The sequence below is a fragment of the Streptomyces sp. NPDC059355 genome (assembly GCF_042752335.1).
GTDB lineage: Bacteria > Actinomycetota > Actinomycetes > Streptomycetales > Streptomycetaceae > Streptomyces.
In genome coordinates, this window is sequence record NZ_JBHYXN010000032.1 from 57610 (window position 1) to 76660 (window position 19051).

The 19051-nt window shown below is 72.2% G+C and carries 15 protein-coding genes; 6 read left to right on the top strand and 9 right to left on the bottom strand.

Translation table 11 applies throughout. The annotated features are described in order from the left end of the window. Positions 1 to 16: 16 nt before the first annotated feature. The 7 genes from ACFXGI_RS26785 to ACFXGI_RS26815 all read right to left on the bottom strand — a co-directional run bounded on the left by ACFXGI_RS26785 (position 17) and on the right by ACFXGI_RS26815 (position 9754). The gene (locus tag ACFXGI_RS26785) at positions 17 to 1063 is read right to left on the bottom strand and encodes a glycosyltransferase (RefSeq protein WP_384711592.1); all 1047 of its coding nucleotides are present in this window, start codon (positions 1061 to 1063) and stop codon (positions 17 to 19) included. Continuing rightward, on the bottom strand, positions 1060 to 4359 hold the full coding sequence (locus ACFXGI_RS26790) for a DUF4082 domain-containing protein (RefSeq protein WP_384711595.1): 3300 nt from the start codon (positions 4357 to 4359) through the stop codon (positions 1060 to 1062). The genes ACFXGI_RS26785 and ACFXGI_RS26790 overlap by 4 nt, the downstream gene beginning before the upstream one ends. Before the next feature lie 38 nt (positions 4360 to 4397). After that, complete coding sequence (locus tag ACFXGI_RS26795; RefSeq protein ID WP_384711597.1) at positions 4398 to 5513, bottom strand: DegT/DnrJ/EryC1/StrS family aminotransferase; 1116 nt, start codon at positions 5511 to 5513, stop codon at positions 4398 to 4400. Beyond that, positions 5510 to 6328: a NeuD/PglB/VioB family sugar acetyltransferase gene (locus tag ACFXGI_RS26800; RefSeq protein WP_384711600.1), complete on the bottom strand. Its 819-nt coding sequence runs from the start codon at positions 6326 to 6328 to the stop codon at positions 5510 to 5512. The genes ACFXGI_RS26795 and ACFXGI_RS26800 overlap by 4 nt, the downstream gene beginning before the upstream one ends. After that, entirely contained in the window at positions 6325 to 7494 is a 1170-nt protein-coding gene (locus tag ACFXGI_RS26805; RefSeq protein ID WP_384711603.1) for a DegT/DnrJ/EryC1/StrS family aminotransferase, read from the bottom strand. The genes ACFXGI_RS26800 and ACFXGI_RS26805 overlap by 4 nt, the downstream gene beginning before the upstream one ends. Continuing rightward, positions 7491 to 8516: an SDR family NAD(P)-dependent oxidoreductase gene (locus ACFXGI_RS26810; protein ID WP_384711606.1), complete on the bottom strand. Its 1026-nt coding sequence runs from the start codon at positions 8514 to 8516 to the stop codon at positions 7491 to 7493. Before ACFXGI_RS26810 ends, ACFXGI_RS26805 begins: the two co-directional genes overlap by 4 nt. 113 nt (positions 8517 to 8629) lie before the next feature. After that, positions 8630 to 9754 (bottom strand): Gfo/Idh/MocA family protein, encoded by a 1125-nt coding sequence (locus tag ACFXGI_RS26815; RefSeq protein WP_384711609.1) that lies wholly within the window; start codon positions 9752 to 9754, stop codon positions 8630 to 8632. Positions 9755 to 10165: 411 nt separating this feature from the next. Here ACFXGI_RS26815 and ACFXGI_RS26820 point away from each other — a divergent pair, with 411 nt between their 5' ends. The 5 genes from ACFXGI_RS26820 (at position 10166) to ACFXGI_RS26840 (ending at position 15284) form a co-directional block, all read left to right on the top strand. Beyond that, complete coding sequence (locus ACFXGI_RS26820) at positions 10166 to 11038, top strand: glycosyltransferase (protein WP_384711612.1); 873 nt, start codon at positions 10166 to 10168, stop codon at positions 11036 to 11038. 113 nt (positions 11039 to 11151) lie between these two features. Then, positions 11152 to 12540 (top strand): MFS transporter, encoded by a 1389-nt coding sequence (locus ACFXGI_RS26825; protein ID WP_384711615.1) that lies wholly within the window; start codon positions 11152 to 11154, stop codon positions 12538 to 12540. Next, positions 12537 to 13550, top strand: coding sequence for a TolB-like translocation protein (locus tag ACFXGI_RS26830; RefSeq protein WP_384711618.1), 1014 nt, complete (start codon positions 12537 to 12539; stop codon positions 13548 to 13550). Before ACFXGI_RS26825 ends, ACFXGI_RS26830 begins: the two co-directional genes overlap by 4 nt. A gap of 83 nt (positions 13551 to 13633) precedes the next feature. Beyond that, positions 13634 to 14422, top strand: coding sequence for an SDR family NAD(P)-dependent oxidoreductase (locus ACFXGI_RS26835; RefSeq protein WP_384711621.1), 789 nt, complete (start codon positions 13634 to 13636; stop codon positions 14420 to 14422). A 271-nt stretch (positions 14423 to 14693) separates the two neighbouring features. After that, positions 14694 to 15284 (top strand): ATP-binding protein, encoded by a 591-nt coding sequence (locus tag ACFXGI_RS26840; protein ID WP_384711624.1) that lies wholly within the window; start codon positions 14694 to 14696, stop codon positions 15282 to 15284. A gap of 138 nt (positions 15285 to 15422) precedes the next feature. On the opposite strand, the gene ACFXGI_RS26845 is transcribed toward ACFXGI_RS26840, so the two are convergent. Next, entirely contained in the window at positions 15423 to 15821 is a 399-nt protein-coding gene (locus ACFXGI_RS26845; RefSeq protein WP_384711627.1) for an SHOCT domain-containing protein, read from the bottom strand. Between the two features lie 243 nt (positions 15822 to 16064). Between ACFXGI_RS26845 and ACFXGI_RS26850 the strand changes: the two genes are divergently transcribed. Further along, positions 16065 to 17381, top strand: coding sequence for a hypothetical protein (locus ACFXGI_RS26850; RefSeq protein ID WP_384711630.1), 1317 nt, complete (start codon positions 16065 to 16067; stop codon positions 17379 to 17381). 24 nt (positions 17382 to 17405) lie between these two features. Here ACFXGI_RS26850 and ACFXGI_RS26855 read toward each other — a convergent pair whose 3' ends face one another. Further along, positions 17406 to 19022 carry an MFS transporter gene (locus ACFXGI_RS26855; RefSeq protein ID WP_384711633.1) on the bottom strand — a complete coding sequence of 539 codons (1617 nt, stop codon included), beginning with the start codon at positions 19020 to 19022 and terminating at the stop codon, positions 17406 to 17408. Between the last annotated feature and the right edge of the window lie 29 nt (positions 19023 to 19051).

The window sequence follows — 19051 nt, forward strand, 5'->3', positions numbered from 1 at the left end:
TGGTGCTGCTGAATCATCAAATCCCTCGGCGCTTCCAGGACTGCCACCAGAGCCACTCGCGCCCGCGGTCGGCGACCGCCGAGAGCACCAGCGGCTGCAGGTACGGCATCACGCGGGACCCGATCCGCCGCCGCCTGCGCAGCGCCCGGTACTCGGGGAGCCCGGTGTACTGCGGCAGGCACTCGGCGGCGAACGCCTCGAGCTCCTCGACCGGTACGACCCCGGTGCGCCCGCGGTCGTACGCGCGGTAGGCGCGCCGCAGCGCGTACCGGGCGAGCCGGGTCCGCGCCAGGGTGGAGAGCCGGCCGGCCTCGGGGAGCAGGCCGGCGCACTTCTCCAGGACCGAGTCGAAGGCGACGAGGCGCTGGCGAAGGTCGTCGAGCTGCCCGCCGAAGTCCGTGGTGGACATGTTGTCGCCGTGGACGCGGTAGAAGGCCTGGTCGGCCCCGCGCACGTAGCCCACGTCGGCGTGCGCCGCGAGCCGCATCCACATCTCGATGTCGCCGGCGTGCGGGAGCTGCGGGTCGTAGCCTCCGACCTTGCGCTGGAGGCTGGTGCGGACGACCACCTCGGGCGAGGTGATGCACCCCGTGCCCTCCCTGAACCGCCGCTCCAGCCACCACTGGCCGGGGTAGACCACCGAGCCGGTGCTGCGGGTGCGGGCCGCCGGCAGCGGCCCTCCGTGCCGGAACCGGAGCGGCCTGCCGTAGGCGAATCCGGCCTCGGGGTGGGCGTCGAGCAGGGCCGCCGCGCGCACCAGGGCTCCGGGGACCAGCCGGTCGTCGGCCGACAGCAGGGCCACGTAGTCCCCGTCGGCCCACTCCAGCAGGCCCTCGTTGTAGGTGGCGATGTGGCCCTGGTTCTGCTCGTGGACCCGGACCTCGATGCGCGGGTCGGCAGCCGCCAGTGCCCGGGCGACGTCCGCGGAGTCGTCGGGCGAGGCGTCGTCGATGATCAGCACCCGGACGTCGACGCCCGGCTGTTCGTCCAGGACGCTCTTGACGCAGTCGGCCAGGAAGTGGCCGTACTTGTAGCAGGGGATCACGACGCTGACGGTGCTCACTGGCCGCTCACCTCCGTCGAGCCCTCCGCCGCGAGGCCGCTCGGAGCCGTGGTGGTGAAGACCGGGCCGACCCAGTAGTTCACGGAGCCGAAGGTGTTGGTGGGGAAGGCCGTGGAAGCTCCGTACTTGTAGAGGCCGTTGGCCCCGCCGCTGCCGTCGGCCGGGGCGACCAGCGGGTAGGAGCGGTGCGCGGCCGTGAAGTAGCCGCCGTCCACGGAGTACTTGCCGTTCGGCGCGTGGTAGGAGGCCACGTAGCTGGTGCCAGCGGTGATGGGTACCGGGGTGGCGAAGTGGAGCTGCTGCCAGCCGGACAGGGTCTCGCTGCCGAAGGTGCCGGTGGCGAGGAGGGTTCCGGTGGCCGACCACAGGCTGCCGGTGTGCGCGCCGGTGTTCCCGGGGCCCTTGTAGAAGGTGATGCCGGTGACGTAGCCGCTGACGGCGGACTGGAAGCGGGTGCCCAGCTCGACGGAGTTGGTGTCGTCGCCGACGTTGGCGGTGCTCGGTTCGGTGGTGGATGTCCACAGGGTGCAGGGGCAGTTGACCGTGGGCGGGCTCGCGCTGGTGGTGAAGGTCCAGGAGACCGGCGCGGCCATGGTGTTGCCCCACAGGTCGGCGGCCTGCACCGAGGCCGTGTACGTGGTGTTCAGCACCAGCTCGGTGGACGGGGTGAAGGTGGCGCTGTTGGAGGCGGTGAGGACCTTGCTGCCCGGGACGGTGGCGCCCCCCGGGTCCTTGAGGGTGAAGGCGAGGGTGTCGGAGTCGATGCCCTCGCTGAAGGTGGCCTTGACCGCGGCGGTGATCGCGGTGCCGGTCGCCGCGGACTGCGGGGTGATCGAGGTGACGGCGGGCGGGTTGGTGCTCGCGCTGGAGGTGTCCAGGACCGCGTCGACCCAGTAGTTGCTGCCGGAGGCGGCCGTGGACGGGAACCCGCCCGTGCCGCTGTACCGGTACACGCCGTTGCCTCCGTCGGTGCCGCTGCGCAGCGCGGTCAGCGGGGCGAGGCCCGCGTCGGCGGAGGCGAAGGTGTTGTCGAAGGAGTACCCGCCGTTGGGGGCGAAGTAGGAGGCGATGTAGGTGGTGTTGGCCTTGACCGGGACCGGCGAGGCGAAGTTCAGCTGCTGCCAGCCGGACGCGGTCTCGTTGGTGAAGGTGCCGGTGGCCAGGCGCTGGCCCGAGCTGCTCCACAGGCTGCCGGTGTGGGTTCCGGTGTTGGCCGGGGACTTGTAGAAGCGGACGCCCGTGATGGAGCCGGGTGCCGAGGAGCGGATCTTCACGCCGAGTTCGACGGCGCTGCCGTCACCGGCGTTGACGGTGCCCGGTACGGCGGCGGCCGGCCAGACGGTGCAGGGGCACTGCTGGGGTCCCACGGTCAGCGGCACGGTGGTGGTGGCGCCGATGTTGACGCTGTCGTCCACCGCGCGGACCTTGATCTGGACGGGTCCGGGGGCGGTCGGGGTCCACTTGTAGTTCCAGGAGCCGACGCCGGTGGCCGCCTTCCAGGTGGTGCCGCCGTCGGTGGAGACCTCCACGCGGGCCACCACGCCGCCTCCGCTGTCGGTCGCGGTGCCGGTGATGGTCACCGGGCGCAGTGCGGGCACCGTGGCGCCTGCCGCCGGGCTGGTCACCGTGATGGCCGGTCCCGCGGTGTCGGTGGAGGCGGTCGCCGCGACCAGGTTGGTCTGCAGGGACTTGGGCTGGACGCCCATGTCGGCGAACACGTTCACCGTGGCCTGCTGCATCCGCTTGTCCTCGGTGACCACCGTGTCGTCGGGGTTGCCCGTCGGCATGTTGGTCAGTCCCCAGGACCACTGCACGGTGCCCGCGCCGAAGACCAGGGCCTGCGAGGCCGGGTCGCGGAAGGCGACCAGGCTGTGCGTCGCGGTGCCGTTCCCGTACGTGTTGCCGTAGTCGAGCCGGAGCTTGCCGTCGTTGATGTCGACCGTGGTGGAGGACATCGCGATCTGCCCGGGCGGCCGGGCCGCGTCCTCCACGTCGCTGTCCCACTCGTATCCGAGCGTGCCGGTCGGGAAGGTGGCGGTCTGGGAGGGGGTCAGGTTCGCGACGGTCGTGTTCCGCCACAGCCGCATCTTGGCGAACGCGCCGGGCACGGTGATCGCGTCGCTGCGGTAGCCGTTCACGCTGAACAGCGAGCCGGTCAGCTGGTTCTGCGGCTGGTACGGCCGTCCGTTCGTGGAGCTGGCCGGGTCCATGAAGGTACCCGTCCAGGTCCCACTCGGGTCCGGGATGCCGTTGGGCTGGGGGAAGGAGAGCTTGGTCTCCTTGTAGCAGACCAGGGTCCGGTTGGCCGTGGCCGCGCCGTCGATGCTGGGCGCGAGCCGGGTCTTCCAGAAGACCTCGTTGCCGCTGAAGTACGTCTGGTGGAGCCCGGCGCGGCGCGCGTTGAGCGCGTTGGTGAACTGGTCCTGGGTCCAGTACTCGTCGTGGCCCGATGACATGAAGACCTTGTGGTTCCTGAGCTGGGTCGCACCGCGTGTCGACATGTCGATGCCTGACATGTAGCTCACGTCGTACCCGTTGCGCTCCAGCCACGAGATCATCTGGTACTCGGACCCGTAGATCCCGTTCTCGCCGCCGATGTCCATCGGCCGGTTGTAGCTGACCTCGTACGCGCGGCCGTCGGGCGCGGGGCCCCCGCCGTCGTACAGGTCCTGTCCGCCGTAGTTGTTGTACGCCTGCCAGGTCTGGTCACTGGTCTGTACGACGATGTCGGAGTGGCCGGCGTCGTTGCGGACGACGAACGGGTACGGCATCACCCCGTTGCCGTCCGCCTGGTCGAGGTTGGCGATGTACAGACCGGACACGGCGTCGGCCGGCACGGTCCACGTCGCGGTGACGGGCCAGTTGCCGCAGTCCACCAGTCCGGTGGCGGCCTTGGTGGTGCAGCTGCGCGGGTTCCCGCCGGGTGCGAAGTTCGCCGGGTAAGTCTGGGCCGCCTGCGCCGCGGTCGACATCAGGCGGGCCCCGTCACCCCCGTAGTGGCCCAGCCGGTAGACCGACACCCGGTACGGGGTCGACGACTGCACCTTGAACTGCACGCTCTCGCCCGCCTGGACGCTCATCTGGGCGCTGAAGCCCTTGATGTCTCCGTAGGCGCTGGGCGAGAACCAGTCGGACATCGGCGTGCCCGGTTTGGAGTTCTCGCACACGATCGCGTTCGTGCCGGGACCGCAGGGGTCCACCGCACCCGCCACCGAGGACGGAGGTAAGACCGTGGCCATCAGGGCGGCGACCACGGTGAAGAGGCCGTACCGGAGCAACCTTGTCCGTCTGTTCATCTGTACCTCTTTTTTGTGCGTCGGCGCGGCGCTGGGCGTCAGCGCAGCGCGTCGGTGAGCGCGTCCACGACCCGCTGCTGTTGGGCGGCGGTGATCTGCGGGAAGAGCGGGAGCGAGAGCATCCGGTCCGCGGCCTGCTCGGCCTGCGGGAAGTCCCCGCGGCCGTGGCCGAGATGGGCGAAGGCGGGGGTGAGGTGGACCGGAGCCGGGTAGTGCACGCCCGCGCCGATGCCCTCCGCGTTGAGCTTGCCGACGACGGCGTCGCGGTCGGCACCACTGACCCGCACGACGTACAGGTGCCATACGTGGACGTTGCCCTCCGCCGTGACCGGCAGGGTCACGCGTCCGGCGGCCGCCAGATCGGCCAGCATCCCGTCGTAGCGGGCGGCGGCGGCGCGGCGGGCCGCGTTGCCGTCGGCGAGGCGGGCCAGTTTGGCCCGCAGCACCACGGCCTGGAGGCCGTCCAGCCGGCTGTTGAACCCGGCCACGTCGTGCCGGTACTTGGCGATGCCGCCGTGGTTGGCAAGGGCCCGTACGAGGTCGGCCCGCTCCTCGTCGTCGGTCACCACCGCGCCCGCGTCCCCGTACGCGCCGAGGTTCTTGCCCGGGTAGAAGCTGGTGGCGGCGATCGCGCCGCTGCCGGGGGTACGGCCCTCGCGGCTCGCCCCCTGGCTCTGCGCGGCGTCCTCGACGACCTTGGCGTACGAGGGCAGTTGCGCGGCCAGCTCCGCCGCGGGGGCGCACTGCCCGTACAGGTGGACCGGGACCACGGCGCGCGTGGCCTTGCCGACCGCGTCGAGCGCGGCCTGCGGGTCCATCAGCAGGCTGTCGGGGAGGCAGTCGACCAGGACCGGCCGGGCGCCGATCCGGGCGACGGCCCCGGCCGTGGCGATGAACGTGTTGGCGGGCAGCACCACCTCGTCACCGACGCCCACCCCGCTGGCGCGCAGGGCGAGTTCGAGGGCGTCCGTGCCGTTGGCCACGCCGACGCAGTGGCCGACACCGGCGAAGGCGGCGTACTCGCGCTCGAAGGCGCGGACCTCCTCACCGCCGATGAAGGCGGTGTCGGCCAGCACCCGGTCGAAGCCCGCGCGTAATTCCTGCGCGACCTCGGCGTGCGCCGCCTTCAGGTCCACGAGAGGTATCTGGTTCATCCGACTGTGCTCCCCATCCGTGTTTCCGTGCTCATGTCCGTCTCGGGACCCGTCCGTGTCCCCGGCCCCCGGCCGGTCTCCTCGCCGTCGGCGCGCAGCTCGTCGAGGGCCGGGCCCCCCGCCGCGCGCAGCCGGCGGGCGGGGCTTCCGGCCCACACCTCGCCGGGCGGCACATCGGCCAGGACCGTGCTTCCCATACCGGTCAGCGACCAGGCGCCGACCGTGGTGTTCTCCCGTACGAGGGCGCCCGCGCCCACGTACGCCCCGCGCCCCAGCCGGACCCCGCCGCCGAGGCGGACGCCCGAGGCGAGGGTCGCGAAGTCCCCGACCGTGTCGTCGTGGGTGAGGACGGTGTGCGGCATCACCGCCACATGGGCCCCCACCCGTACGGCCGCGGTCAGCACGCAGTGCGCCAGCAGTACCGAGCCCGGGCCGAGCACCGAGGTGGCCGAGACCGCGGCCGTGGGGTGGACCACGGTCGCGTACCGGCTCTCGGACAGGGCCAGGCGCCGCACGATGCGGGCCCGTACCGCGTAGTCGCGCGGGCTGCCGACGCAGACCACGACCGCGGCCTCCGGGCGCCGGTGCACCAGCTCGCCGCCGCCCAGCACCGGCACCCCGTCGACCTCGCGGCCGTGCAGGGCGGGGTCGTCGTCGAGGTGCCCGGCGAGCCGCCAGCGCGGGGCGCGGCCGCGCTCCCGGTCGGCGGCGGCCGTGTCCCGTACCGCCTGGGCGGTCTCGCGGGCGAAGCCGCCCGCGCCGACGATCAGGAGGTCCCGGGTGACCTGGTCGGCGGGACCGGCCGGGCCGGTCATCCGCCCGCCCGTCCGCGCAGCACCGCGACCACCCGGTCCTGCTGGTCCCGCGTCATGGTGTGGAACAGCGGCAGGATCAGCGAATCGCGGCTGATCCGCTCGGTCACCGGCAGCGGCGCCGCCCCGTGCCCGGCGTAGGCCGGTTCCAGGTGCGAGGCCATGATCCCGCGCCGGGCCGAGATCCCGGCCTCGGCCAGCACGGCGAGCAGCTCGTCCCGGCCGACCGGGAACTCCTCGGTCAGCAGCACCCAGTACGACTGGAAGTTGCCCTCGCCGTGACCGGGGTCGCGGACCGGCCGCAGGCCCGGGATGCCGGCGAGCAACTGCGCGTACCGGGCCGCCAGTTCGCGGCGGCGGGACACGATCTCGTCCAGCTTGCCGAGCTGCACGAGGCCGACCGCGGCCTGGATGTCGGTCATCCGGTAGTTGTAGCCGACCTCCAGATAGGCCTCGGCGATCGGCTTGCTGCTCGCGTGCCGCTGCGCGGCGGACACGTTCATGCCGTGCTCGCGCAGCCGGCGCAGGCGCTCGGCCCACTCGGCGTCGTCCGTGGTCACCATGCCGCCCTCGCCGGTGGTGATCACCTTGCGGGGGTGGAAGGACCAGGCGGCGAGCAGGGCGCCCTGGCCGACCGACTTGCCGCCGACGGTCGCGCCGATCCCGCAGGCCGCGTCCTCCACCAGCGGGACGCCCCAGTCGGCGCAGGCCGCGCGCAGGGCGTGCACGTCCGCCGGCACCCCGCCCTGGTGGACGGCCAGGACCGCCTTCGTACGCGGGGTGCGTACGGCGTCCACGGTCTCGGGGGTGAGGTTCCCGGTGGCCTCCTCGACGTCCGCGAAAACCGGGTGCGCGCCCACGTAGCGCACCGCGTTGGCGGTGGCGATGAAGGACAGCGACGGCACGATCACCTCGTCGCCGGGGCCGAGCTCCAGTGCGATCAGCGCCAGGTGCAGGGCGGTGGTGCACGAACTCACGGCGATGCCGTGCTCGGCGCCCACCCGCTCGGCGAAGGCCCGCTCGAAGGCGGCGACCCGGGGACCCTGGGCGACCCAGCCGGAGAGCACCGCCTCGGCGGCGGCCTGCGCCTCCTCCTCGCCGAGCCAGGGGATCATGACGGGGATCCGGGCGGGGGCGGCGTTCGGGGCGGGCGCGGTCCCGGCGCTCATCGGCCGGCCTCCCCGGCCGCGGCCTGGGCGGCCGTGGCGTCGGCGGCCGTGGCGTCGGCGGCGCGCTCGGCCCGCCACCACTCCACCAGGTCGCGCAGCCCGCGGCGCATGTCGATCTCGGCGGTGAAGCCGAGCCGCCCCGAGGCCTGCGAGGTGTCCGCGAGACGCCGGGTGACCCCGTTCACGGCGCGGGCCGGTCCGTGCTCCGGCACCATCCCCTGCGCGCCCATGGCCTCCAGCAGTCCGACGGCCAGGTCGCGCAGGCTGGTCTCGGAGCCGCTCGCGACGTTGAACACCTCGTCGGTCAGATCCGATTCGGCGGCCAGGAGGTTGGCCCGCGCGATGTCGCGTACGTCGGCGAAGTCCATGGTCTGGGTACCGTCGCCGAGGATCAGCGGCGGCTCGCCCGCGGTGATCCGCTCCATCCAGCGGATCAGCACCTCGGTGTACAGCCCGTGGATGTCCATCCGGGGCCCGTAGACGTTGAAGTAGCGCAGCGCGACGTAGTCCAGCCCGTACATGGCGTGGAAGCTGCGCAGCATCCCCTCGTTGAAGGCCTTCGCGGCCCCGTAGAAGGTGTCGTTGTTGTACGGGTGGTGGCGCTCGGTGGTCGGGAAGGTCTCCGCGAGCCCGTAGACCGAGGCGGAGGAAGAGGCGATCACCTTGCCCACCCCGGCGGCCACCGCCGCCTCCAGCACGTTGAACGTGCCGTCGACCAGGACCTCGTTGGCCAGCCGCGGCTCCTCCGCGCACTGGGTGATCCGGATGGCGGCGAGGTGGAAGACCAGCTCGGCCCCCTCGGTCGCCTTGCGTACGGTCTCCCGGTCGCGGATGTCGCCCTCGACGACGTCCACCGCGCCGCTCTTGAGTGCGCGGGCCAGGTTGGCGGCGCGCCCCCGCACGAAGTTGTCGAGGACGACGACCTCGCGCGCCCCGTTGTCCACCAGCAGGTCGACCACGTGCGAGCCGATCGTGCCCGCCCCGCCGGTGACCAGAATCCTCTTGCCTCGTACGCTGCTCAACGCCCTGCCCCTACTGAGTCGGTCATGGTGTTTCGTGCTGGTGCGCCCGGCGCGGCGTGCGCGCCGGGCGAGGTGCTGCGGGAAGCGGTTCCGTGAAAGTCCCGCGCCGACTGTCAGCGGCCGGTGCGCAGTCCGACGACGGCGCCGCGGAATTCCAGGCTCCGGGAGGCGGCTTCGAGGATGTCGAGCACCTGGAGGCCGGCCCAGCCGTCGGTCAGCGCCGGGCGCCGCGTCCGTACGGCGGCGGCGAACTCCTCGACCATGCTGCGCAGGGCCTCCTTCTCGCCGATCGCGGGCGCCACCATGTCGCCGGTCCGGTAGGAGACGAGCATGTCGCGGCGCTCGTCCGCGCCGATCTCCTGCGGGGTGGTCATGTCCACGCCGCGGTCGAAGACCGCGACGCGCTGCGTGGGGTTGAGGTCGTCCCACACCAGGGTGCGCTTGGAGCCGCCGACCATCGTCGTGCGGACCTTCACCGGGGACAGCCAGTTGACGTGCACGTGGGCGATGGCGCCGGTGTTGAGCGTGAGCGTCAGATAGGCGACGCAGGACTGGCCGGCCCCGATCGGGTCCGCCCCGTGGGCGGCGACGGCGACGGGGCGGATGTTGTCCGGGAGGATGAAGTCGAGGACCGAGAGGTCGTGGGGGGCCAGGTCCCACAGGACGTCGATGTCCTTCTGGACGAGCCCCAGGTTGATCCTGACCGAGTCCACGAACTGGATCTCGCCGAGTTCGCCGGAGCGGACCATGTCGCGGATGCGGGCCACGGCCGGGGTGTAGCAGTAGGTGTGGTCGCACATGAGGGTGAGGCCGCGTTCCTCGGCCTCGGTCACCAGCTTCAGGCCGTCCTCGTACGTGGCGGCGAGGGGCTTCTCGACGAGGACGTGCTTGCCGGCCCGCAGCGCGGCCAGCGCGACGTCGAGGTGGGTGCCGGCCGGGGTGGCCACGGCGACCGCGTCGACGGCCGGGTCGGCCAGCACGGCCGCGTAGTCGGAGGTCGCCTGGACCGTGGAGTAGCCACCGAGCACCTGACGCGCCCGGTCGACGTTCAGATCACAGAGCCAGCGGAGCCGGAACCCCGGACTGGCCTGGAAGTTGCGGACGAGATTGGGGCCCCAGTAGCCCGCTCCGATGACGGCGACACCTAACGGCTTGGTCGGCCACACACCTGCGGATGCGACCTCGCGCGCCGCACCCTTCACGACGTCCTTCTCGGTTTCCTTCTCGGATTCCTTCACAGCGTTCCACTTTCCTTCCGCGCACGCCCGCGGGCGTATCGACAACCCATGGCCGGGACGCGTGCGAAGGAAGGGGGTGCCGCCGACGGCCGGCGCCGGGGCGCATGCGCGACCCGTGCGTGACCTGCCCAACGGTGATGGCCCCCCACGACCGATGCCCTACGTGTTGCGACGTACTTCCGCCCCCCGGCCGCCCGGCACCCCTCGCACCGGTCCGGCCACGGGCAGGCGGCCTGTACCCCCAAGCCGCCGTACCCGTATGTACCCCAACTACCCTGCTCCGACTGGATTCCGCGTCGCCGAAGCACGCCGAATCCGGTCGGCTGCGCTCAATCTAGACCACCGGGCCTACCCCCGGGGAGAGTTGGAGGAAACGGTCGGCTCGGCTGTTCGAGCGTGCATACTTCCGGGGTGACCAGCATCGTGATCCCGGCCCACAACGAGGGCCGGGTCATCGGCCGGCTCCTCGACGCGCTCCTGGCCGACGCCCCGGCGTCCGGGCCCGACATCGTCGTGGTGTGCAACGGCTGTACGGACGACACCGCCGCGGTGGCGGGCGCGCGGGGGCCCCGCGTACGGGTCGTGGAGATACCGACTCCCTCCAAACACACGGCACTTCGGGTCGGCGACGAGCACGCGCGGAGCTTCCCGCGCCTGTACGTGGACGCCGATGTCGAGGTCGGCGCGGCCGACGTACGCGCGCTGACCGGCGCCCTCGCGGCCCGTCCGGATCTGCTCGCCGCGGCTCCCGGCCGGGACATCCCCCTGTCCGGGTGCGCCTGGCCGGTCCGCGCGTACTACCGGGTCTGGCAGCGGCTGCCGGCGGTCCGCGAGGGGCTGTTCGGGCGGGGGGTCATCGCGGTGACCGAGCCGGGGCACGCGCGGATCGCCGCCCTGCCGCCGCTGATGGCCGACGATCTGGCGGCCTCGCTCGCGTTCGCGCCGCAGGAGCGGCGCGTGGTCGAGGCGGCCCGGGTCGTGGTGCATCCGCCGCGCACCTGGGGGGACTTGATCAGGCGGCGCGTCAGGGCGGCGACCTCGTCCGCCGAGCTGGAGCGCTTCCAGGCTTCGGAGGCGCCCGGGAGCCCGGAGGGGGCGCACGCGCCGTCCGCGCGCACCGGTACGGGTGATCTGCGCGCCCTGCTGCGGGCCCAGCCGAGTCTGCTTCCGGGCGTGGTGGTGTTCGTGGTGGCCGCCCTCGCCGCCCGGCGGGGGGCCCGCAAGGCCATCCGGTCCGGGGACTTCTCGACGTGGCTGCGCGACGAGAGCAGCCGACAGGGCTGAGCAGCGGCGGCGGGCCGAATCGGGCCGTACGCCGCCCAGTTGGCCCGTACAAGTATTAGGGTTTCACGCACACGTACGAGTGACCTGACCGTCGGCACCGGGAGCTCCAGAGCATGTACCTCGCGGACCGCTCCGCGCCCGTCGGCGCGAAGACCGCACCGGACGGCGGGCCCGTCCGGGCCCCCGCGGTCGCCTCGACCGTCCTCGCGCTGGGCGCGGTCAGTCTGATCACGGACGTCTCCTCGGAGATGGTCACCGCGGTCCTTCCGCTGTACCTGGTCGCCGGGCTGGGACTGAGCCCGCTCGGCTTCGGCGCCCTCGACGGGGTGTACATCGGGGTCAGCGCGCTGGTGCAGCTGACCGGCGGCCACCTCGCCGACCGCGTCCGCAACCACAAGCTGATCGCGGGCATCGGCTACGGACTGTCCGCCCTGTGCAAGCCGCTCCTGCTGCTCGCGCACAGCCTGGGTCCGGTGGGCGTGGTCCTCGCGCTGGAGCGGACCGGCAAGGGTCTGCGCACCGCACCGCGCGACGCGCTCATCTCCCTGTCCACACCTGCCGAGTTACAGGGCCGCGCGTTCGGCGTGCACCGCGCCATGGACACCACCGGGGCGCTGCTCGGCCCCCTCGCCGCCTTCTTCATCCTGAACATGGCGGTGGGCGGGTACGACGCCGTCTTCGGCGTCAGCGCCTGCGTCGCCGTGCTCGGTGTGGTGGTGCTGATGCTGTTCGTCCCGTCGGGGGCGGACCTGGGCCCGGGTCCCGCCGGGGTGGCGAAACCGGATGCGGCGAAACCGGAGGGCGCGAACCCCGACGGGGTGAAGCCGGCCGGGGTGAAGGCGACCGGAGCGAAGCCCGCCGGGGTGAACCTCCGCGAGGCGGCGGCCCTGCTGCGCCTGCCCCGGCTGCGCGCCCTCGCGCTCTGCGCGGCCCTGCTCGGCCTCACCACCGTCAGCGACGCCTTCCTCTACCTGCTGCTCCAGGACCGCACCGGCATACGGGAGCAGTGGTTCCCGCTGCTCCCGCTGGGCACGGCCGCCGTGTTCCTGCTGCTGGCCGTTCCGGCCGGGGCGCTGGCCGACCGGATCGGCCGCCGTACCGTCTTCCTCGCCGGGCACGCCCTCCTGCTGGCCGGGTACGGGCTGCTGCTGTGGGCCCCGCACTGGCCGGCCCTCCCGTACCTGGTCCTCGTACTGCACGGCCTGTTCTACGCGGCGACCGACGGGGTGCTGCCCGCCGCCGTCGGCGCGACCGTCCCGGCGAAGCTGCGGGCCACCGGCCTCGCCGTCGTCGGCACCAGCCAGGCGCTGGCCCGCTTCGGCTGCTCGCTCGCCTTCGGGGCCGCCTGGACGGTGTGGGGCGCCGGTCCGGCGCTCGCCGCCGCCGCGGCCGGCCTGTGCTGCTGCGCGGCCGTCGCCGGGTTCGTACTCCGCCCGGCGCCGCCGGCACCCGCCCAGGACTCCGCCACCGACCCCGCCCGACTCCCCCGAGGAACCCGATGACCCGCTCACGCCGGCTGCTCGTACTCGCGGTGGCCGTGCTGCTCCTCGGGGGCCTCGGCGCCGCGCTGGTACTGCGCTCCGCCGCCCGCGCCGAGCGGACGCACGAGGGGGACCCGACGGTCGCCCAGGGCCGGGTCCTGCTCGGCCAGCAGAACCGGCTGGCCTTCCTCAACGGCGCGAAAGGCCCGCACCGCGGAGCCCTCGTCTCGGTCCCCGGGCAGACGCCCCAGGCCGAGCGGACCGCGTCGGGCCTCACCTGCCAGCGCTTCCACGCGGCCGCCGGCACCGGCGTGTGCCTGAACTCCTCGCCGGGCGCGCTGACCCAGGACAACAAGGCCGTGATCGTCGACTCCGAGCTGCGCACGCTGCACAGCTTCCCGCTCGCGGGCACCCCGTCGCGGGCCCGGGTCGCGCCGAGCGGCCATTTCGCCGCGTGGACGGTCTTCGTCGCCGGCGAGTCCTACGGCGCCGCGTTCTTCTCGACCCGTACGACGATCGTGGACACCCGTACGTGGGCGGTCGAGCCGGACCTGGAGAAGTTCTCCATCGTGCTGGACGGCCGGCCCTACTCCTCGGGGGACGTCAACTTCTGGGGTGTCACCTTCTCCAAGGACGACGACACCTTCTACGCGACGCTCGGCACCGCCGGCCAGACCTACCTGGTGAAGGGCTCGCTCTCGCGGCGCAGCGTCACCACCCTCGCCCAGAACGTCGAATGCCCGTCGCTGTCTCCGGACGAGACCCGGATCGTCTACAAGAAGCGCGTCATGCGCGGAGCGTCGCTGTGGCGCGAGCACGTACTGGACCTGCGGACGCTGCGGGAGCAGCCGCTCGCGGAGAAGCGCAGCGTGGACGACCAGGCACTCTGGCTCGACGACCGCACGGTCGCCTACGCCCTGCCCGCCGAGGGCGCGCCGGACACCACCGACCTCTGGACGGTCCCGGCGGACGGCTCGGGCGCCCCCCGCCTGCTCACCCCTGCGGCCTCCTCCCCCACCCTCCTGGGCTGATACGGGGCCACCTGCCTGACGGAGCCGCCGTGTCGGCCCTGTCAGGACCTCCTGGGGCCGGTGTGCGTACAGACTCGGTCCTCGTGGATCTGCATCTCACGGACAAGGTGGCGCTGGTCACCGGAGCGAGCAAGGGCATCGGCCTGGCGGTCACCCGGGCGCTGGCCGGCGAGGGCGCCCTGGTGGTCGCCGCGGCCCGTACGGTGGACGGCCCCTTGGCGGAGCTGGCCGCCGGCGGGCGGGTCCGGCCCGTGTCCGTCGACCTGGCCACCGCCGACGGTCCGGAGCACGCGGTACGGGAGGCGGTCGCGGCCTTCGGCGGGCTGGACGTCCTCGTCAACAACGTCGGAGCGGTCCGGCCGCGGCTGGGCGGGTTCCTGTCACTGACCGACGAGGACTGGACCTGGGCCCTGAACATCAACTTCCTGACCGCCGTCCGCACCACCAGGGCCGCCCTCCCGCACCTCATCGAGCGCGGTGCGGCGTCGATCGTGACCGTCGGCTCCGTCAACGCCTTCCTGCCCGACCCCGGCGTGATCGACTACGGCGCGGCGAAGGCGGCGCTCACCAATTTCTGCAAGGCCCTCTCCAAGGAGGTCGGCCCGCACGGAGTGCGCGTCAACACCATCAGCCCCGGTCCGGTCGAGACGGCCCTGTGGCTCGGGGACCAGGGGGTGGCCGCCACCGTGGCGGGCGGTACCGGGAGCACCGCGGACGACATCGTCGCGGGCGCCGCCGCGCAGTCCGTGACCGGGCGGTTCACCCGCCCCGAGGAGGTGGCCGACCTCGTCCTGCTGCTGGCGTCCGACCGGGCGGGCAACACCACGGGCTCCGACCACACCATCGACGGCGGACTCGTCGCCACGCTCTGATTCCCGCCGGGGAGTTCGCCCCCGGCGCTCGTGCGATCACTGCGCTCGCGGAAACACCCCTCGCGCCCCCCGGGAACACCCCCGCGACGCCCTTCCGGCAGGGCATGGCCCCCCGGTCGCCCCCCTCCCGCACCCTCGGCCCCACGGGGGCCGCGGCAGCCCGGCACAAGCCGCCTCAACCCCCTCTCACACACCCTCTGACCTGGGCTTTTCTCTTCTCCTCCGTAGAATGGGACACCTCGGAGCGCCAGTTCACCGGAGAGGATCCCCCATGAGCGAGTCGCGGTACGACGCCAGCCACATCGAGGTACTGGAAGGCCTTGCGGCGATACGCAAACGACCCGGCATGTACATCGGTTCGACGACGGAGAGCGGCCTGCACCGCCTGGTGGACGAACTCGTGGGCCACGCGATCGACGAGGCCGCGGGCGGCCGCGCCGGCGCCGTCGACGTCACGCTCACGGCCGACGGCGGTGTACGCGTGGCCGACGACGGCCGGGGCATCCCGGAGGAGGACATCGAGACCGCACTGACCGAAGTCCGCGCCGGCAGCTTCAACGTCGTGGGCATCTGCGTCGTCAACGCCCTGTCCCGCCGGGTCGAGGTCGAGGTCCGGCGCGACGGCTTCCGTTGGACTCAGCAGCACGAGAGGGGCGTCCCCCTCGCCCCACCGTGCAGGCACGAGCAGACCCCGGACACGGGCACCACGATCGCCTTCTGGCCCGACCCCGAGATCTTCGGGACCGCGGAATGCTCGTCCGCCGCGCTTTCGGACCGCTTCCGGGAACTGGCCGCCCTCGACGAACTCCTGACCCTGACCCTCACCGACGAGCGGCCCCCGCGCGCCGGCCGACTCCCGTAGAAGCCGGGAAGACGTCAGCGGCGGCCGGACCGGGTTCACGGTCCGGCCGCCGGCCGGGCAGGAGTCCCGGTCTGCCCCCTGCAGACCGGACGCCGAGGCTGCCTTCGGGTGCACGCGCCGCCCCGCACACGGGCCGGCTCAGGTCAGCAGCTTCGCTTTGGCCTGCTGGAACTCGGCCTCGGAGAGCGCGCCCTTGTCCTTCAGCGCGACGAGCTTGGCGAGCTCGTCGGCGTGCGATCCGCCGCCCGAGGGCGACCCGGCCGTCTGGCGGATGTAGTCCTGAAAGGCGGCCTCACTCTCCTTGGCCTGCTTGACGTCCCGCTGGGTCATGCTCTTGCCCCGGGCGATGACGTAGACCAGCACGCCGAGGAAGGGCAGCAGGATGACGAAGATCAGCCAGCCCGCCTTGGCCCAGCCGTTCAGTTCATGGTCGCGGAAGATGTCCGTGATGATCTTGAACAGCAGGAACAGCCACATGATCCACAGGAAGAACCAGAGCATGGACCAGAAGATGCTGAGCGCGGGGTAGTCGTCCATGGACGCCTCCTTCGAGCGGGCCCTATGCCCGCGATCAGCAGTATTGGCGCGCTTTGCGCATTTCGCATGTCGAACGGCCGCCGGCCTGCTCCCCCCGGGCTCACCGGGCACGGAGACCGCCGTGCCCGTCGGGCCGCGCCGGGGCCCGGAGCCGGATCGACAGGCATCACCCGATCGGGTCGCCTCCGCTCGCAGGATCGAGCGCGCCGGGATTTCCTGGCATACGACCCGAGGAGAGCTGCCATGCCGGATGACGAAGGTCGGAACGAGCTCGCCGCACTGCGGGCTCGCGTTGCCACGCTGGAGGCGGAGGCAGCGAAGCGCCCACCACCCCACCACCGGGTGCGCGCGTTCCTGTCGGCGCTGCTGATCATCATCGGCTGCGTCCTGGCGCCGCTGGGCATCGTCGCCGCGTGGACGTCCAGCATCGTGGGCGACACCGACCGCTACGTGACCACCGTGGCGCCGCTGGCCTCCAACCCCGACGTGCAGGCGGCCGCCGCGAACCGGGTCACCGGCGCGGTGATGGAACACATCGACCTGCCCAACCTCCTTGAGGACGTGGCGCCGGACCAGCGGCCGCTGCTGCAGAAGGCGCTGGGGAAGCTGGGCAACGGGCTGGAGGGCGCGGTCCGCAGCTTCGTGCACGAGAAGGCGCTGGACGTCGTCCAGTCGAACGCCTTCGAGACCATCTGGACCAACGCGAACCGCACGATCCACACCTCGCTCGTCCGCGCCCTGACCGGCAGCGACGCGGGGGCCGTTCAGATCAAGAACGACTCGGTGACCGTCGACCTCGCTCCCGTGATCGACCAGGTGAAGAACAAGCTGGTGGATTCCGGGATGAGCGTGGCCGCAAAGATCCCCGAGGTCCACACCGACTTCACCGTGCTCAAATCGGACGACATCGGCCGGGTCAAGACCGGTTTCCGACTGCTGGAGATCATGGGCTTCTGGCTGCCGGTCATCGCCGTCGTGCTCGCGGCCGTCGGCGTCCTGCTCTCCGTCCACCGGAGGCGGACCCTGGTCACGGCGGCCCTCGGCTTCGCCGTCGCGGCGCTCATCCTGGGCATCGCGCTGACGGTCTTCCGCACGGTCTACCTCAACGCGCTCCCCGACACCGTGTCCCAGCCGGCCGCCGGCGCCGTCTACGACGCGATGATCAAGCTCCTGCGCACCACGGTCCGCATGGTCGTGGTCCTCGGCGTGCTGCTCGCGCTCGCCGCCTGGCTCTCGGGCCCGGGTCGCCGCGCCACTGTGGTGCGCCAGATGTGGCACTCGGGCATCGCGGCCACCCGGGCCTCCGCCGACCGGGCGGGCCTGCGTACGGGCCCGGTCGGCCCATTCGTCGCCCGCCACCGCGTCTGGATCACCTGGATCCTGGTGGCGGCGGCCGTCCTCGCCTTCGTCCTGTGGCCGTATCCGACCGGCTGGGTCATCCTGGGGCTCGCCCTCGCGCTCCTCTTCGCCCTGGCCGTGATGGACTTCATCGCCGAGGAGGACGCGCGGAACGCCGAGGACGCGGCGACGCCCGGTGGAAGTCCGCCGCGTCCCGTGTAGGGGTGTCTGCCGATCAGGCCCGGCTCAGGGTCTCGCCGCCCCGGGCTGGGTCTCGGGGATGCGCTGGGTGAAGAAGAGCGCCATCAGCGCGGCCAGGGCGAGGATGCCGAGGGCTGCCTTCAGGCCGTCGATCCGCGCGGTGGCGTTCGCGTCGAGTGCGGCCTCGGTCACCTCCGATTCCACACCGGCCTCGTCGAGGGCGGCGGTGAGCTGGGCATCCGACAGGAAGGGAGCGCCTCCCGCGAGTCGGACGTTCGCCTGGCTCTTGACCTCGGCCGGGATCGCCGGGTTCTGCTCGATGCTCGTGAGGAACGACGCGGTCAGCATGGTGATGAGGATCGACCCCGCGACGGCGGTGCCGATCGACGCGCCGAGGTTCGTGACGGTGTTCTGGACGCCGCCGACCTCGGCGCTCTGTTCGTCCGGGACGGCCGAGACGGTGACCGCCCCGAGCTGGGAGGCGAGGGCCCCCATCCCCAGTCCGATCAGCAGCAGCGGGACGGTGACGACGGCCTCCCCGGAATCCACGTCCAGGACGGCCAGCAGGACGACGGCGCCGAGGAACATCGACAGGATCCCGAGCTTCACCACACGCCGCGGCGAGACGTTCGGACGGAACCGGGGGATCGCGATCGCGGAGGCCAGCAGGGAGACGGAGAGCGGCAGGATCAGCACGCCCGTCTTGACGGCGGAAAGGCCCAGCGCGACGGACAGGTAGAGCGGGACGACGAAGAACACGCCCATCTGTACGAGGTACTGGAAGAAGAACATCGTCAGGCCGCCGGTGAGCTGCCGGTTGTGGACGAGCGCCGGATCCACGAGCGGTTCGGTACCGCGTGCGACGAGGCGTGCCTCCCAGCGGAAGAAGAGCCAGACGAGGAACAGACCGGCCAGCATCAGCCAGACGACGGGTGAGAGGCCGAACCAGGCCGGTGCACCGGCCTTGGGCTGGAACCAGCCCCATTCGCTCGTACGCAGCACGCCGAAGACGAACAGCCCGATGCCCAGGGCGGACAGGACCGCGCCCAAGAGGTCGATACGCGGCCTGTGGTCGGTGGGCGCGTCCGCGATCCGGCGGGCGAGCACCAGGATGACGAGCACGACCACGACCTCCCCGGCGAAAACCCAGCGCCAGGAGAAGAACGTGGTGGCCACACCGCCGATGAGCGGCCCGAGCCCGATGGCGATCGCTGCCGCGGCCGCCACCAGGCCATAGGCGGCCGGCCGCCGCTCCACGGCGAAGTTCGAGGCGACCAGCGCCACGATCGCCGGCAGGATCAGCGCCGCACCCACGCCTTCCAGGAACGACCAGCCGAGCAGCAGGACCGTCAGGTTCGGGGCGATCGACGTGGTGAAGGATCCACACCCGTAGACGACACAGCCGATCATGAACGCCCGTCTGCGTCCGATGAGCGCGCCCACCTTGCCACCGGTGATCATGAGCATCGCCATGACCAGCGTGTAGGCCGTGATCGCGCCCTGCATGCCGGTCACCGTGGTGCCGATGTCTTCGGCCACCGTCGCGATCGAGACGTTCATGACCGAGCTGTCGAGGGCCATCAGGAACTGCCCGGCCGCCAGTGTCATCAGGACGAGGTTCGCGTTCTTCGCGTTCCCGGCCGTGGGTGCATCGGCTGTCATGACCGGAGCCTCCCACGGTCACGGAAAGC